Annotated in this window: 8 protein-coding genes, 1 tRNA gene and 1 CRISPR repeat array (1 of these 10 only partly in view); all 9 genes read right to left on the reverse strand. The window is 42.5% G+C overall.

The window, feature by feature from the left end:
- Positions 1-4,473: a CRISPR direct-repeat array (repeat unit 28 nt; unit sequence TTTCTAAGTCACCTATGCGGTGATGAAG) (it extends 236 nt beyond the left edge of the window).
- Between the two features lie 177 nt (positions 4,474-4,650).
- A complete protein-coding gene (cas6f, locus tag M0N77_RS01935) occupies positions 4,651-5,256 on the reverse strand; it encodes a type I-F CRISPR-associated endoribonuclease Cas6/Csy4 (RefSeq protein WP_353103037.1) in 606 nt (201 codons plus the stop codon).
- Positions 5,256-6,272 carry a type I-F CRISPR-associated protein Csy3 gene (gene csy3 / locus M0N77_RS01940; protein WP_353103039.1) on the reverse strand — a complete coding sequence of 339 codons (1,017 nt, stop codon included), beginning with the start codon at positions 6,270-6,272 and terminating at the stop codon, positions 5,256-5,258. The genes cas6f and csy3 overlap by 1 nt, the downstream gene beginning before the upstream one ends.
- A 53-nt stretch (positions 6,273-6,325) precedes the next feature.
- Positions 6,326-7,276, reverse strand: coding sequence for a type I-F CRISPR-associated protein Csy2 (gene csy2, locus M0N77_RS01945; protein ID WP_353103041.1), 951 nt, complete (start codon positions 7,274-7,276; stop codon positions 6,326-6,328).
- Positions 7,273-8,634 carry a type I-F CRISPR-associated protein Csy1 gene (csy1, locus tag M0N77_RS01950; protein WP_353103043.1) on the reverse strand — a complete coding sequence of 454 codons (1,362 nt, stop codon included), beginning with the start codon at positions 8,632-8,634 and terminating at the stop codon, positions 7,273-7,275. Before csy1 ends, csy2 begins: the two co-directional genes overlap by 4 nt.
- Before the next feature lie 263 nt (positions 8,635-8,897).
- On the reverse strand, positions 8,898-12,386 hold the full coding sequence (gene cas3f, locus M0N77_RS01955; protein WP_353103045.1) for a type I-F CRISPR-associated helicase Cas3f: 3,489 nt from the start codon (positions 12,384-12,386) through the stop codon (positions 8,898-8,900).
- Entirely contained in the window at positions 12,387-13,382 is a 996-nt protein-coding gene (cas1f, locus tag M0N77_RS01960; protein WP_353103047.1) for a type I-F CRISPR-associated endonuclease Cas1f, read from the reverse strand. It lies immediately after the preceding gene.
- Between the two features lie 243 nt (positions 13,383-13,625).
- A tRNA-Val gene (locus M0N77_RS01965) sits at positions 13,626-13,702 on the reverse strand.
- Between the two features lie 149 nt (positions 13,703-13,851).
- Positions 13,852-14,514, reverse strand: coding sequence for a methyltransferase domain-containing protein (locus M0N77_RS01970; RefSeq protein WP_353103049.1), 663 nt, complete (start codon positions 14,512-14,514; stop codon positions 13,852-13,854).
- A 277-nt stretch (positions 14,515-14,791) separates the two neighbouring features.
- Positions 14,792-15,412, reverse strand: coding sequence for a hypothetical protein (locus M0N77_RS01975; protein ID WP_353103051.1), 621 nt, complete (start codon positions 15,410-15,412; stop codon positions 14,792-14,794).
- Positions 15,413-15,415 lie beyond the last annotated feature (3 nt).

Below are 15,415 nucleotides of genomic sequence, written 5' to 3' on the forward strand. Positions count from 1 at the left end.
CTCATTTCTAAGTCACCTATGCGGTGATGAAGGAATATCTTGCTCAAACTTGCACAAGTCGTCATTTCTAAGTCACCTATGCGGTGATGAAGCCTCGGTTTCAATTTCGATAGCCAGCGCCAGATTTCTAAGTCACCTATGCGGTGATGAAGAGTCGCTGTTGCTTGTGTTTTGCCAAACCAACTTTCTAAGTCACCTATGCGGTGATGAAGAGAACTAAAAGAATATTAATTTATCTTATACTTTTCTAAGTCACCTATGCGGTGATGAAGATCGCCTGTCAAATGCTTACTGTTCATAGTTTTTTCTAAGTCACCTATGCGGTGATGAAGCATTTACAGCGAGCGCTTATCGCACAGAGTATTTTCTAAGTCACCTATGCGGTGATGAAGGGGGCGGATTATCTCAAGAAGTCTTGGAGGGCTTTCTAAGTCACCTATGCGGTGATGAAGGCTATCTCTGCATTAAACCCTAAGGGCTTTATTTTCTAAGTCACCTATGCGGTGATGAAGCACAAATTGGTGGGCGCGCTTCAAAGCGGCGTTTTCTAAGTCACCTATGCGGTGATGAAGTTGATTGCTATTGCTATATCAGTTGCAGTATCTTTCTAAGTCACCTATGCGGTGATGAAGGCAGTTGGGTTAATGGCAGCACAAAACCATCATTTCTAAGTCACCTATGCGGTGATGAAGCGTACCAAAAACAAATTTAGGTGAGTCTGTTATTTCTAAGTCACCTATGCGGTGATGAAGTTCGTTGCGCTCAAGTCCGTACTTGATGTACTTTTCTAAGTCACCTATGCGGTGATGAAGTGTTGTGACTGTTAAATACCGCAACACTAGCATTTCTAAGTCACCTATGCGGTGATGAAGGCGATTATGACATGGCAGAAAAAGCAATTCAATTTCTAAGTCACCTATGCGGTGATGAAGAGCTGCAAGGCTTAACGGTTGAGGAGTTTGTATTTCTAAGTCACCTATGCGGTGATGAAGTGATTAGTCTTTTTGCTGCTGTCTCTGTTAATTTTCTAAGTCACCTATGCGGTGATGAAGCACTCAGTAAGTCTTGACCGCTCATTTCAAACTTTCTAAGTCACCTATGCGGTGATGAAGAGAACATTATCACGTTTATCTATGGCGACCCCTTTCTAAGTCACCTATGCGGTGATGAAGCTACTTGCTTTTGGATGATGTTAACCACCAATTTTCTAAGTCACCTATGCGGTGATGAAGCTTTTACAACCAAGACCTAATTAACGCTAAACTTTCTAAGTCACCTATGCGGTGATGAAGATAATGTTAGATGATAGCTAGGAGTAACTGATTTTCTAAGTCACCTATGCGGTGATGAAGGAATACAAGTTAAGTTATAGAGCTTGTCTTGTGTTTCTAAGTCACCTATGCGGTGATGAAGTCTCTATATTGATTTACGGGTTAGTTGTCACATTTCTAAGTCACCTATGCGGTGATGAAGTCAGCTTTGAGCTTGTCAAAACGCGCTTGTATTTTCTAAGTCACCTATGCGGTGATGAAGACTCAATGCCGCTTGCATCTTTGTAATGCGGTTTTCTAAGTCACCTATGCGGTGATGAAGTCACAGGCGCAGACGAGCTTAGTTATACAGAGTTTCTAAGTCACCTATGCGGTGATGAAGTCAACCAACTCGCTCGCTGTCATCAACGCTTTTTTCTAAGTCACCTATGCGGTGATGAAGCATTGGAGTGCTGGTAAATACTTGCGCTTTAGTTTCTAAGTCACCTATGCGGTGATGAAGAGATAGCGATTATGGCGCTATCTGGGCCAATATTTCTAAGTCACCTATGCGGTGATGAAGTTTTGGATTCTCGCCTCTACGCATAGCATTGATTTCTAAGTCACCTATGCGGTGATGAAGTTATTTCTGCCCCATCTATCAACAGCCTCCTTTTTCTAAGTCACCTATGCGGTGATGAAGAAGGTGCTGGTCGCAGTCGATATGATTAATGATTTCTAAGTCACCTATGCGGTGATGAAGCGGTCAGCATCTTGCTCAGATACGATTTGATATTTCTAAGTCACCTATGCGGTGATGAAGCTAGGTTGCAAATCTAACATGGCAACGGTGATTTTCTAAGTCACCTATGCGGTGATGAAGACTCTATCAGGGATAAGAGAAGCGATTTTTGATTTCTAAGTCACCTATGCGGTGATGAAGCATAGCGACCATCATAGTCAGCATAAGGTAATTTTCTAAGTCACCTATGCGGTGATGAAGCTATCGAGGAAGAAACACCACTAGGCAAGATATTTCTAAGTCACCTATGCGGTGATGAAGATGGCATTAAGTCAGTAGGCTCTAGCGTGGTTTTTCTAAGTCACCTATGCGGTGATGAAGTACGAATTCAAAATCAAGTGGTATCACAAGGCTTTCTAAGTCACCTATGCGGTGATGAAGATTACAGCGTGATACTTGCTAGATTGCCAAGCTTTCTAAGTCACCTATGCGGTGATGAAGTACCGAGTCAAGGCGGTTTTGATGATGTCACATTTCTAAGTCACCTATGCGGTGATGAAGTGGTTCGCAAACTCTGTGACGCGCTGCACATCTTTCTAAGTCACCTATGCGGTGATGAAGATACCATTACTCGCTCTGTAATCGCTAATTGATTTCTAAGTCACCTATGCGGTGATGAAGAGCGTCATTCGATGTATCTAGCGCGTAGGGTATTTCTAAGTCACCTATGCGGTGATGAAGCTAGTGCTAGAAAATCGGCTGGCGCTGTTGGCTTTCTAAGTCACCTATGCGGTGATGAAGTGGTTTATGCAACCAATTAGTATTGAGTATGATTTCTAAGTCACCTATGCGGTGATGAAGTGACCAAACCTCGCCGTAAATATCAGGTATGCTTTCTAAGTCACCTATGCGGTGATGAAGGAGACAGCCGAAACCGTCTTACTGCTTAACGATTTCTAAGTCACCTATGCGGTGATGAAGCAGTGCTAGACGTTATCAAGGCGGTCATCAAATTTCTAAGTCACCTATGCGGTGATGAAGAAATAACTCCCATCTGATACCGCCCTCTAGTGTTTCTAAGTCACCTATGCGGTGATGAAGAGTTATTTAACGCTAAGTTTGACATGGACTTGTTTCTAAGTCACCTATGCGGTGATGAAGTTAACAGCGGTTATTAATAAAGACAAGGATCATTTCTAAGTCACCTATGCGGTGATGAAGAGCCTTGATCAATCACCACTTTGTCCGATAACTTTCTAAGTCACCTATGCGGTGATGAAGCAAGGTGCTGATGACATTGAGAACTCTATTACTTTCTAAGTCACCTATGCGGTGATGAAGAATGTCCGAACGCGCTTGTAGATAGGCTTATGTTTCTAAGTCACCTATGCGGTGATGAAGATAGTGCTATCGCAACGGTAGTGACAGCTATGTTTCTAAGTCACCTATGCGGTGATGAAGATAATAGATATAGTCAAACAGGGATTTGAGAGTTTCTAAGTCACCTATGCGGTGATGAAGATAATCAGGCATTTAAACTCCCTAGCGCATCATTTCTAAGTCACCTATGCGGTGATGAAGAACGAAGTTATGACGTAGATAATTTTATGAAATTTCTAAGTCACCTATGCGGTGATGAAGTCAGTAGCTATTATCGCGGTGGCAGGTATATCTTTCTAAGTCACCTATGCGGTGATGAAGTATTTCTACGAGCAGACAGGCGGCGACATATCTTTCTAAGTCACCTATGCGGTGATGAAGAGCAATACACACAACCACCGACTTATGATGAGTTTCTAAGTCACCTATGCGGTGATGAAGTTAACACAATTAGTTATGTAGTGCCGTTTTTATTTCTAAGTCACCTATGCGGTGATGAAGGAATTAAGCGCATTATCTTCGTCAAGACCACTTTTCTAAGTCACCTATGCGGTGATGAAGGTCAGCGACACGCGCTTCGCGCAAGATAGCACTTTCTAAGTCACCTATGCGGTGATGAAGCCTGTCACGCCCCATGAGCGATAATCGCTTGATTTCTAAGTCACCTATGCGGTGATGAAGGAATATACAGGGCGCTTATGGTCGTGGTCGATTTTCTAAGTCACCTATGCGGTGATGAAGCTCAAGCTCAGCTATAGCAAGCGCACCAAAGCTTTCTAAGTCACCTATGCGGTGATGAAGCAAGCCACACGTATGCTATTTACTGAGTTGCCTTTCTAAGTCACCTATGCGGTGATGAAGGGCTCGATTAGGACGCATAACGGACGAATTAATTTCTAAGTCACCTATGCGGTGATGAAGTTGTTATTGTCGGCTGCTTAGTTGGCATGTCATTTCTAAGTCACCTATGCGGTGATGAAGTTAAGTGCTGCCGGCTCAATGTTTAAGTCATTTTTCTAAGTCACCTATGCGGTGATGAAGCTCGACTTGGCTCTAGTGTTGGCTTTTTAGGCTTTCTAAGTCACCTATGCGGTGATGAAGAGGAATTATACCTCAAAAAATTCAGCTACGATAAGGGATGGAGGGCAGAACACCCTATTTCACCCTCCATTTTTCGCTCTATCGTAACTGGTTGATTTCATTACAAGTTTTTAAACAGCTCAAAAAAAGGGTTTTTTGCCCAATTTTTGGGTCATTCGTCATGACCATTTTATTGACTTACCAATGCGGTACAGTAACCGTATCTGCCGCATTATTAATGCCATAACTATTTAACGACCCTTTGACCTCGTTATCTACCATCTCTTGAATAATAGATAAAGTGTAGGGCTGATTATTGCTAATGCTCCTTAAGTTAATATACGGATAGGGTTTATTATCCTGCTTGTGTTTGGCGCAGTGTATTAGCGCCGCCTCCAGCGTAATGCCTTTATGCTCAGCGAAGGCTTCAGCTTGCTTGAACACGTTTTTATTGCGGTAGCGTCTGACTACGATGTGCCCTTTGGCTTTGTCACCAACTTCATTGATGCGCTTTACATGCACGTAGTCAGTTAATCGCTCTAACCATTTATCAAGGTTTAAAATTTCTAATTCCTTTTGATTAGGTGCAAAGACACGTAACTTTAGTCCCAGCTTGGATGATTTACCCTTTTCATCATAATGATAATCAGGGAAGCTGACACCGATGGAGTCGATGCCGTGATTATTTTTCATCTCCGCTAAGGCAATGTGCAATTGGGTAAATAGCTTACTCCAAATGAAGTAGCTACTGATTTCAGGATCAGGTAATAGGGTGATTTCTTGGTAATGGGTAAGGTTAGACATTATTTCTCCTTGGCGCTGGCACCGAATACGCCACCACGGATAAGTACACCCATCACATAATGCTGTTGGTTGACGTCTGGCGCCTCACCTTTTAATACCCAATTATCAAACAAGGTGTAAAAGTCCATGTCAGCTTTGGGCTGGCGAAAGGCAGTACCTAAAGTGGTTACGGCACCATAAGGCTCAACGGCGATAGGGAACTCGGCATCAGGATACCAGTCGTCGATAGTACGAATGGCGTTGCTGACTTTTTGTGAGTGCATGCCCGCTTTACCATTAATTTGATAAAGCTCTTTAGATTTCGTTTTGCCAGTATCAAGTACTAGCTCTTGCGAGGGATAGACTTCTTGACCGTAGCCCATGATAGCAGTAGCTTTGACGTATAAAATGATAAAAGCGTCATCATTTAATCCTTGCTCAATAAGGCTGGCAAGTTGATTGATATCATCGTTTTGTGCCGCCTCCTCATCAAAGCCACGTAGCGAGATTGATTTAGCATCAAAATCAAAGCGCTGCGCACTGCCATCAACGGTACAGCTAACACTAACTTGAATACTTTCAGCGCCTACGCGGTTGCGCCACAGCCAGCGTGCATTAGCGATATTAGTAGCATAGCGGCGTGCCAATTCACTGACACCTTGGTTTTCTAAATAATCCTGTACAGTCGAAACTAAAGCTTGTTGATAATCTTGGTTGTTACAAACGCTAGGCTTACCTGAGAAAGGTAATACCTTACAGCTCCAAGTTACTACCAAGGTGTCGCAGTCCTCGTCTAACGCGGCAGAATCTACGCGTTGTAGGTTAGCTTTTTCGATTTCAGCATCTAATTTGGCAGGGTCAATTTTTTCAGGGTTTTTTAGACGGTTACTAATCGTACCGCGCACTGATTTTTCTTTAATAGTAACAGGTTGCGCTTTGCTGTCTTTGTTTTGAATGTTTTGTTGGGCAAAAAAAGCGTCAGAGATGTCGAGGTTACGCTCAAAAGCCAATACGCTAGCGGTTTTTAATTTACTCATAGTAGTGCTCCAGTGGTTTAAAACTTAGGTAAAAAGTATGATAAAAAAAGCGATTAAAATTCAGGTTCTTGGGTTACTAGGTACAGATTCTGTTCATTATCATAATGGTAACGCCAAAACGCATTAGTGATATCATATTCGCTATAGGCTCCGCCTAAGCGCTGCGGATACACCCACTTACCAAGGCTATAAATGGCTTCGACATACTGGCTGGGGTATTCAGGATTGCGCACATTTTGCATGACGCCCGCATCATAAAGCTCAGAGATACCTTGATAACCTATCGGCATCGGTACTAACCAGCCGCGCCCTGTTTTACGAGAAGCCGCTGCCCATTTAGTATCGCCGTTTTTTTGGGTTTCAGGGATATGATGCAACGCGCAAACCTCTATTAATGCATCAAGCGGCGTAGCGTCTGGATTATCGGCTTGTACCTCATTAATAATCTCAGTAAACTCCTCTTGCGCGTCCATCAGTACAAAGGCAGGTAATAGATGAGCTGTGATAGCATCGACATCATCATAACTAATAAACTGCACAGGATTGAAACGATCGATACCCTGCACGCTACCGCCAGCCATGCGTTGTTGCTGAATCCATTGCTTAGTTTTGGTCATCAGGATTTCAGTTTTCGCCTCATCAGGTCTATTGCTGCCTAATACTTCAACCGCAAAACTCATGACCAATCGGCATTTACCCTCTTCGATAATAGAAGCGGTTTTGCCATCTTTTTTGATAGGGTTTCGTGTTTGATTAAACGTATAGTTGCTATAGCTCTTGTCTCGGTATATCTGTGGATGGCACTCGTGGCAAGCAAGCAATACACCGCATAGAGACAAATTATCTAACTCATCAAGTGCTGCTACTTTACGCGACATCGCATGAAAGCTACCCAAAAACCCAGTGATAGCGGGGAAGCCAAAGGTTAGTGGGCTAGAGATAGCATTAGCACCTTCAATAACTACTTTTTTGAACAATAAATAACCGATCACTGAATCACTCATAAAAACACTCCTTTACCTGCTCGCTCATACAAGCTCTTCATAGCTTCAATATCACGTTCCCACTGGTTGTGCTCAGGATCAGCAATCTCGGTACGAATATCCTTAAACTTCTCTTGCAATAGAGCGTTCATCCAGCGAGCAAAGCGATGAATAATTTCTTTGTGCCACTCTGTCTGCTCGCGGCGAGTACTCCATTCCTCTTCGTCAGGCAATTCGGCACGCTTGGGGTCTAACCAAAACTGCTCACACTCATCCAGCTCAGAATCCTTTGTCCAGCCAGCGGGCAGATCGTTACGCATATAATTGGCAAACTCAAAAATGCGCTTCAAAATTTCATCCATCGCCTCTTTACGTGCATCGCGAATATCGACATTGTTCTTGGCACTTTTTACCACGTAGAAGATATCTTGAATGATAGGATTGACCTTATTAGCTAACGACTTGGCAAAGATAGTGCTAGCAAACTTAGAAGGCTTAAAAGTGCTATTTGCTATGTTCAGCATTGGTGGTAGAGAGGGGAGGAGATAGTTAATTCCACCCTGTGAACTCATATGTCTACTGACACCTTGTGGATTACTTCCTCCTATTCGCACAATAGCTAACTCTGAAAGAGTAAGATAAGAAAGTTGTTCGATTTCAGTGTTTTTAGAAAATCTATTCTTTTTTGCTGCAACAATTTCTTCAGAATATTTAATGTGATTGATTTTTTTGTGAACATAATTTGTCAAAGAAGAAGGGTAGAGAGGAACTATGCATATGTACTCATAATCGTTAATATGCCATAGAGTTTGTTTATTATATTCACTGGTATGTGGCTGAGAGTTTGCTCCAATAAGAGACTGTCTAAACACTTCAAAATACTGTTCTGAGAGTTCAGTGTTTTTTGATAAAGCTTGTTTAAATGATTCATTATTTTCAATAATGAGGTCTTTAATTTTCTTATCTCCTATAACCTCATAATCATAAAATGAAAATAGTGGAAGAGCAGCAGCGTTTCCACTCGCATCTAGATTGTGATTATTGATAGATTGATGCCCAACTAAGCTCTCTGGTAAGTCATTTTTAGGGCTAAAATTGATATTATCTCCTTTTGAGCTTGAATGTACTCCTTTTGAGATATGAGTACCAAAGCCGATTTGATTGGTCATTTTATTAGCGGCATAATCCATCCAAGTCTCTAATTCGTATTTCTCTTTGAATTTAGACAATGATTCATTCAGTTCAGATATTTTATCAATATCATCATCTTCAATAGCTTTAGCGAGTTGCTTTTGTTCTTTCTCAGTTTTCTTATCATATAGATGAGATAGAAATGCTTTTACAGCATCTTTTGCTTGTTCAGGGGAGATATCTGACATTATTAAATCCTTTTTTATCCATGCTGTTACATTTAAAAACTAATATAGGCTTTCCGCTACTATAGAACTAACAAGATAAATAGTAAACACTTTTTTAGCATAATTTAAGATGGCTGTTTAAAACTGTTATAATGCAATATCACCGTATAGGTGACTTAGAAAATGCTATTACAGTAAAAAACTTTTTCACCACCGCATAGGTGGCTTATCGCAAAGCACGGTTAGCGCCGTGCTTTTTTATGCCTGTCACACTTAAACTCAGCCTACTCACGCATAAATCCAAAAAATTCATGAAACCTCCAGCCTCTGTTATTGCTCAGCGTTATTCGATCAAGGGATACAGACGAGTAAGTAATAGCAAGCGAGCGCAGGCTTTTATCAGGTTGTTTGCGCTGTATGTCTTTGAGCGCTGCTTGAGTCGTTGTCAGTAGCCAAGGTTTAATATAAGGGTGGGTGAATTCAAAATTTAATACTTGCAGCTCTTTATTATGTGGACTGGTATGAGTCAAGCCTTTTTCAAACACGTCTTCGCTATAATAAGCATCAAAACCTTGTGTAGTCTCGTTCGTATCTTCATCATCATTGACCATGCGCGGAATTAACAACCAATCGTCTTGTGGAGTACCTGCTCGAAAGGGTGTGATTTGCTGCAAATGAGTATGGGCGCGGTTTGCTGTAGCGTCAGAGTGCCAATAAGCATTCACATAGTTTATCTTGCTGCTATTCAGCAGTTCATGCATGACTTGATGTTCAAGCTCACTCAAGGTTTCAGTTTTTTTGTGCTTACGCTCGTCGGTATTGATTGAGCTAATAATTCTTGGCCGCGCATCAACATGTGCCAATTGCTCACCAGTTATCAGCTCGTTCAAGTCATAACTTTTTGGCTTAATAGTAATAGTTTCAAACCCAGGATGAGTAAAAATAGGCGCTTTTGCATGACGTTTCTTAAAATAACGAATGTTATATTGCAGCAGTAGGATATTTGGCTCATTAGCGACCTTATCAGGACGATGTCGCCAGACACGACCTGCCAGCTGAATGATAGAGCGCATAGAGGAGGGTTCTACTATTGACCAGTCATAATCATGGTCGCGTCCGACCTCTGCGACAGGGGTGGCAAGTACCATAAAGATATGATTTTTGGCAGGATTATTAGCAATGGCTTGCTTAATCTCAAGATGGTTAAATATGCTCACTTTACTATCGCTACGGTCTAAGATTCTATCCAACTTATTCTCTAAAGCGTTGCGCAGTAGCAAAAGCTGCTTGGCGTGATAGCAAGTAATATGAATGAAAGTGTCTGCGGGCAGCTGTACATTGTCAGGCGTAAAGAGTTGCTGGGCGATACTGGTAATATTATTGACGTTGGCGACACGTATAAGCCCGATACTCACTTTTTGATCTGTCGTCTGATGAGTGAGCGCATGATGCTGGTGTAGCTTGATTGCACCATCAACCAGTGTTTGCGCAAGCTTGCTATAAAACTGATGATCTTGGTTTTTGTTATAGCTCATTAAACTCAGGGGTAAAATCTCTGCTTTGCGGCGAATAGGTTGTTTGGCTAAATAGCTGGCTCGCTGCTCACTAAAGGTGTTATGAGCCTGATAAAAATCAACAACGTCGGCACATTGCTCGGACAGCATCGCTTTGGGCTGTTCGTCATACCAAGCACAAACCACTTTTGGCGCAGGTTTATTTTGGCTTTGATTAAACAATTTGCGCCCTTCCATATAAGCCTCAAACAATCCTGTTACCAAATCAGGCGTCAAGGTCGCAGACGATAACAGCACCCGCGTACCAAAAAGTCCAGCAAGATGCACTAAACGCGACAGCGCAGGCAAGTCCGCTTGATCAAAGTCATCAGGCTCATCGAGTATCAAGTCACTACTAAGCAGTCGCAGCATGGGGGCAATATATTTACCGCCGCGTTTGCACTCAGAGGCTTGGATAATATGGTCAACGGTGCAGGTCACGATAGGCGCAAATATTAAATCGCGTGCTTTAGGGCTAGCGATGACCGTATCGAGATTCAGCGCTTCATAGTCTTGATAATCAATATCACTATCAACGATTTCATCTAACAAATCCTCACTAGATTCACTACCAAAGCTTTTAGATTCATTATCAGGCTCATCGTCTTTTTTATATTCGCCAATAATATCGGTAAACTCATCGTTTTTATTGTCGTATGCCATTTCAAACAGCTTTTTGTTGGCGCTACCGCCGACCAGTATGGCTAATTGGTCACCTGCTAATTTTAAGTTTTTACGAAAGCTTAAGCCGGTTTGCAAGGTTAGAATCCGTAGACCTAGCGCAATAGTAAAGCGTGCGCCTTTTTTGGGATCAGCTAAGGCGTACATAATACGAGCATTACCAATCGTTTTACCCGCGCCTGTCGATGCCATATTGACCCCAAAAAACCCATGCTCGCGCGTTGTATCAGCCAAAGCATAGGTCATTTTGAAGGCTTGGTTCTGCCATTTAAAACGTTCAATTCCAGTAGGTTTGGCTAATGGGTCATGGTTGCGCAGTGTCGGCATCTCACTAGCGATGATAGGCAGCGCACGAGCGATGTGCGCGGTAAAAGCACCAACACCTAATAAGTGTTCTTCAAGAGACTGTTTAACCGTCGGTGTGCTAGCGCTCCGATCAGTATTAGCGGCTAAATTTTTGAAGCTACTATCGACTTTGATGCAGCGAGAGTCGTCTTGCTTGAGACTAGAATAGTTATGATCGCCTACCATTAAGCACAGACGGGATAAATGCAGTAAGAAGGGGTCGCTAATGGCTTTATTGTCATCAACCGCTTGCTGGCTTATTTGCATTAAAGCAGGGTCATTCAAAGCTTTTTTAGACCAACGTCTGATATTTTTTTGCCAAGCGAGGCTATTTATCACTAACTGCTCAAATTGCCAAAAGTTGTTTAACTGAGTTTTAGTCATCTCCTCTAGTGATTTTGGATTTTTAACCCAGTAGTCGATAGGAGTTAACTTGCTATAAAACTGATTCAATTGAACTTTAATATCTATTAGACCTCTAGGGCTTCTGAGACGCTCTATTTGTCTTGGAGGATAATAGACTTTATTAATTGGTGGCAAGCGATGATGAGTGACAATCAGCCAAGCGACCCACTGCGCTAGGGGCGGCATCACTCTTACATTGACAGCATCTTGATTAGCACTAGATAGTAGCTTTTCTATATTATTGCCATCTAGCCATTTTTTTAAGTGCATTAAACGGTTAAGCCATGCTTCATCAGTCTTGCAGTCCTCAATTATTAGCTCAAACAACTTTAACGATATCCACTCATGGCGATAAGAATCCCCTTGTTTGCTACCGATAAGGAGCTTTTTTTGAAAGCCAACGGTTGATTTGCCAATGTCGTGGAGTAATGCAGATATAGTAGCAATAATTTGAATACTACTGGCATAACTCCATTCATTCTCCCACTCACTGTGCAGAATATTTCTTTTGGTGCGGTTAACAGGAACCACACCTACCTCATTAAACCTACGCTTATTACCCACGATCCAGACCAGCTCCGTCAACTGGCGAGTTTTATTACGATGACAGCTGACTGCTGTCGATTTGGTCGCAGATTTGCGCAGTAATTGCTTAACGGTTTGCAAGCCATCTTCGGTAATAGCCGTCTGCCAAACATTGTCACCAATGCGGTTAGCAAAGCTGTCCAAGATACGCCGTGTACGTTTAAGCGATTTCTTCTCGCATTGAGAGACAAAAGTGACAATCATTTATATCTCCCAACTTTTAGTCATCGCCAATTGTTTAACCACCTCAAACTGATAATCCAGCGCATGATGCTTAGTAAACATATTGATGCACTCTTGGCGAAACTCTTGCTCGCTCATGTTTTCACTGGCACAAATAAAGGCGAGGGGCAGCACCAGCGCATCTTTGATAATATCAGCAATATCAAACACCAATGCCCCGCGCCGGGTCTTGCCATGCATGACTGCAAAACCGTGTGGAATGCCCAGCGTCCATGCCGTTGTCGCACCGAGTCCATAAGCCAGATAGTTTCCATGATTGAGGAAACCATTGGCCTTATCGATACCATCGTGCTCACGGGTAAAGCCGTCATAACCGGTATTTTTGGCAGCTAGCTTATACAGTTGCTTGGTCAGGCGGGCTTCCAATTGCAATAAATGCATGACCTCGGTTTGCTTATCGATTTGCTGAATATTATTACTGAGCAATTTTTGTATCGCATCATTACTGCTATCAAAGCCGTGGCGCTTAAAGTCACTATCTTTACCCCATACCGCTTGCAGATAAGCAATGCGGGCTATTTGCAACTGCTTAGCAGCGGCAAGGCGTTTGTCATCATCCCACCACCAGCTCATCCAACCTTGAATATATTCTGTCGGACGATACTCACTTTGCGGAGTCATCCATTCGACGAAGACTTCACGCTCACTGCCCATAAACAGCGGCATACCGCCACCACCACAAAAACCGACCAACACCCCCGCTTGGGATAGCAGGCGCATCGCCGCTTGAGTGATGGAAGTTCCCGTACCTAGCAAGATGGATGTGGTATTGGCGATAGGAATGTTGTAATACAGATTGGCCTTGTCGTCTTCGGTCAAATAGAGGACACGGCCGTCTTTTTGCATGACGCGGCAGTGGGAGAGGTAGTAGATATTGGCACGTTTGGAGTGCAAAATAGTCTTGAGGTCGGAAGAGACGAAACTATTATCGGTATAGGGGTTACTGGGTTTGCTCATAAAACATGACCTATTAAACCATAATGTAAGTATGGTTTAACTTACCCAAATTTTGTGCATAAAACAATGGTTAAAGATAAGTTTGCGACAACAGATGTCGTAAAGTGCAATAAATTCTGAACAGACGCTGGTTATTGAACTGATAATGATGTGTATAAAAAGCAGTAGTACAAAATGAATTTAAAATTCACCACCCAAAAAAAAGCCCCAACTCACATAAAGTGAATTGGGGCTTTTCGAATTTGGTAGGCATAAGCAGATTCGAACTGCTGACCTCTACCATGTCAAGGTAGCGCTCTAACCAACTGAGCTATACGCCTATTTAGGTTGAGCATTTTAGCAAGTTTTGAGGACTTTGCAAGCTTTTATTGCAATAATTAAAAGTTATTTTAAAAAAGTATTAACATAGCTATTATTTTAACTACTTTATACTGGTGGTCTTTGCTTTATAGCTGAGGATTGAGACTAACTATTGGCGTAAGAAAGTTAGTAAATGTCCCTTAAAAGGCTGATCTAAATAGATAGTATCTATAGGTTTTTGCTGTTCACTGCTAAAACCTAGCGCCTCCATTTTTGCCACTATTTTATTTTTGCGACCACGACCCGGATCGACGATGATAACCTCACAAATAGGCTTGGCATGGCGACCGATAAAATCAGCCAATATAGCCACGTGTTGATCCTCATAAAGCAAGTCACTACCGATGATAGTATCAAATAGACCCAAACTACCTTTATGCTGTGACCAGTCCAAGCGCTCAAAGGTGATCTGCTTATCTTCATTAAGCTCAGCGTTTTTATCCAAAAAATACTGTACTGCTGGATGGTAGTCTGTGGCGGTGATATCCGCTTGCCTATGATTGAGTAATAAGCTTGAGAGTGCCATGCCGCAGCCGACCTCCAAGATACGCTTGCCTGCTATATCGTAGCCTGACATATGATGAGCAAGTACCAAGCTTGAGGGCCAAATTATTCCAAATAGTGGCCAGGAGGCTGAGCAAATACCCAAAGCTGCTGCTATGCCTTGAGGATCGCTGAATTCTTGATTATCACGCAAAGTACAGACATGAATATCTGTCTCTCCAAACTCAAGCGTTTGATAACGCAAGCGCACATCCATAACAGTAGTCATAACTGATCCTAAAGACACAAAAGAGCTGAGAGAGTAAAACGCTTACTAGGCGTGCAATATTAGGACAGTATGCCTCATTGGGCGCTAAATTGTTGGTTTATATACAAAATATCAAAGAGCAGGAAGGGAGTTTGAGTACCTCATCGAAAAGATACTCAAATAAAATGGAGAAACTAATAGATATGACTAGAAGATTATAATGAGCGTATGTTTAGCGAAAAAACAGAGTAAGTAACCGTCGAGTGATGTGAGTGATGTGAGTGATGTCGAGTTGGTTTTAAGCTTCGGTTTCAAACTTCAATCCAGAGGTCTTAAGACCCCAAATCAGCTCTACAAAGGCGCGGTTATTGGTCAGTGGCTCACCATCAATGATAATGGCATAGCCATCATTATCGATCCACAAAAATACAAAGCTGGTTTCAGGAATCAACAAATCAACTTGCTGAAAAAAAGAGATAGCACGGCTATCGACTGCCCAGCCGCGCTGCTGCTGCCTAAGCATAAAGCCTGAAAAGTCTGCGGCCGCTACGCTTAACATATCCGCTTCTTCTTGACTGTAGCCAATACGTGCCAAACAAAAGCCGTCATCTGAAGCAATAGCGGCGCGGCGCTTACCGGATAAACTAGCAACCACATAAGGCAAGAACTGATCTAAGGGCAGATTAGGCGCTGGCAAAAAAGTGGATAGCTTTTCGATAAAGCCTTGCTCGACAAAGCCCTCAAGCCATAGCTCAGGGTATTCTTTGAGCCAGTTGACTACTAGCATCGTCTCGCGGTGCGATAATAGTGCCTGAAGAGCCAATTGCATCGCGGTAGGCTGATGCTGCGAAAAAGCCTCGAAGACGCCGGCAGGAGTAAGAGTGATATAGGTTTTTTCAGGGTTAGCAAAAGTGGACATAAA

The sequence above is a fragment of the Psychrobacter sp. AH5 genome (genome assembly GCF_040371085.1).
In the GTDB taxonomy this organism is placed as follows: Bacteria; Pseudomonadota; Gammaproteobacteria; order Pseudomonadales; family Moraxellaceae; genus Psychrobacter.

Bases quoted from the DNA above. Each gene is read 5' to 3' on its own strand.
- M0N77_RS01970 (WP_353103049.1), bottom strand. From the start codon at position 14,514: ATGACTACTGTTATGGATGTGCGCTTGCGTTATCAAACGCTTGAGTTT.
- M0N77_RS01975 (WP_353103051.1), bottom strand. From the start codon at position 15,412: ATGTCCACTTTTGCTAACCCTGAAAAAACCTATATCACTCTTACTCCT.
- cas3f (WP_353103045.1), bottom strand. From the start codon at position 12,386: ATGATTGTCACTTTTGTCTCTCAATGCGAGAAGAAATCGCTTAAACGT.
- csy3 (WP_353103039.1), bottom strand. From the start codon at position 6,272: ATGAGTAAATTAAAAACCGCTAGCGTATTGGCTTTTGAGCGTAACCTC.
- cas1f (WP_353103047.1), bottom strand. From the start codon at position 13,382: ATGAGCAAACCCAGTAACCCCTATACCGATAATAGTTTCGTCTCTTCC.
- csy1 (WP_353103043.1), bottom strand. From the start codon at position 8,634: ATGTCAGATATCTCCCCTGAACAAGCAAAAGATGCTGTAAAAGCATTT.
- csy2 (WP_353103041.1), bottom strand. From the start codon at position 7,276: ATGAGTGATTCAGTGATCGGTTATTTATTGTTCAAAAAAGTAGTTATT.
- cas6f (WP_353103037.1), bottom strand. From the start codon at position 5,256: ATGTCTAACCTTACCCATTACCAAGAAATCACCCTATTACCTGATCCT.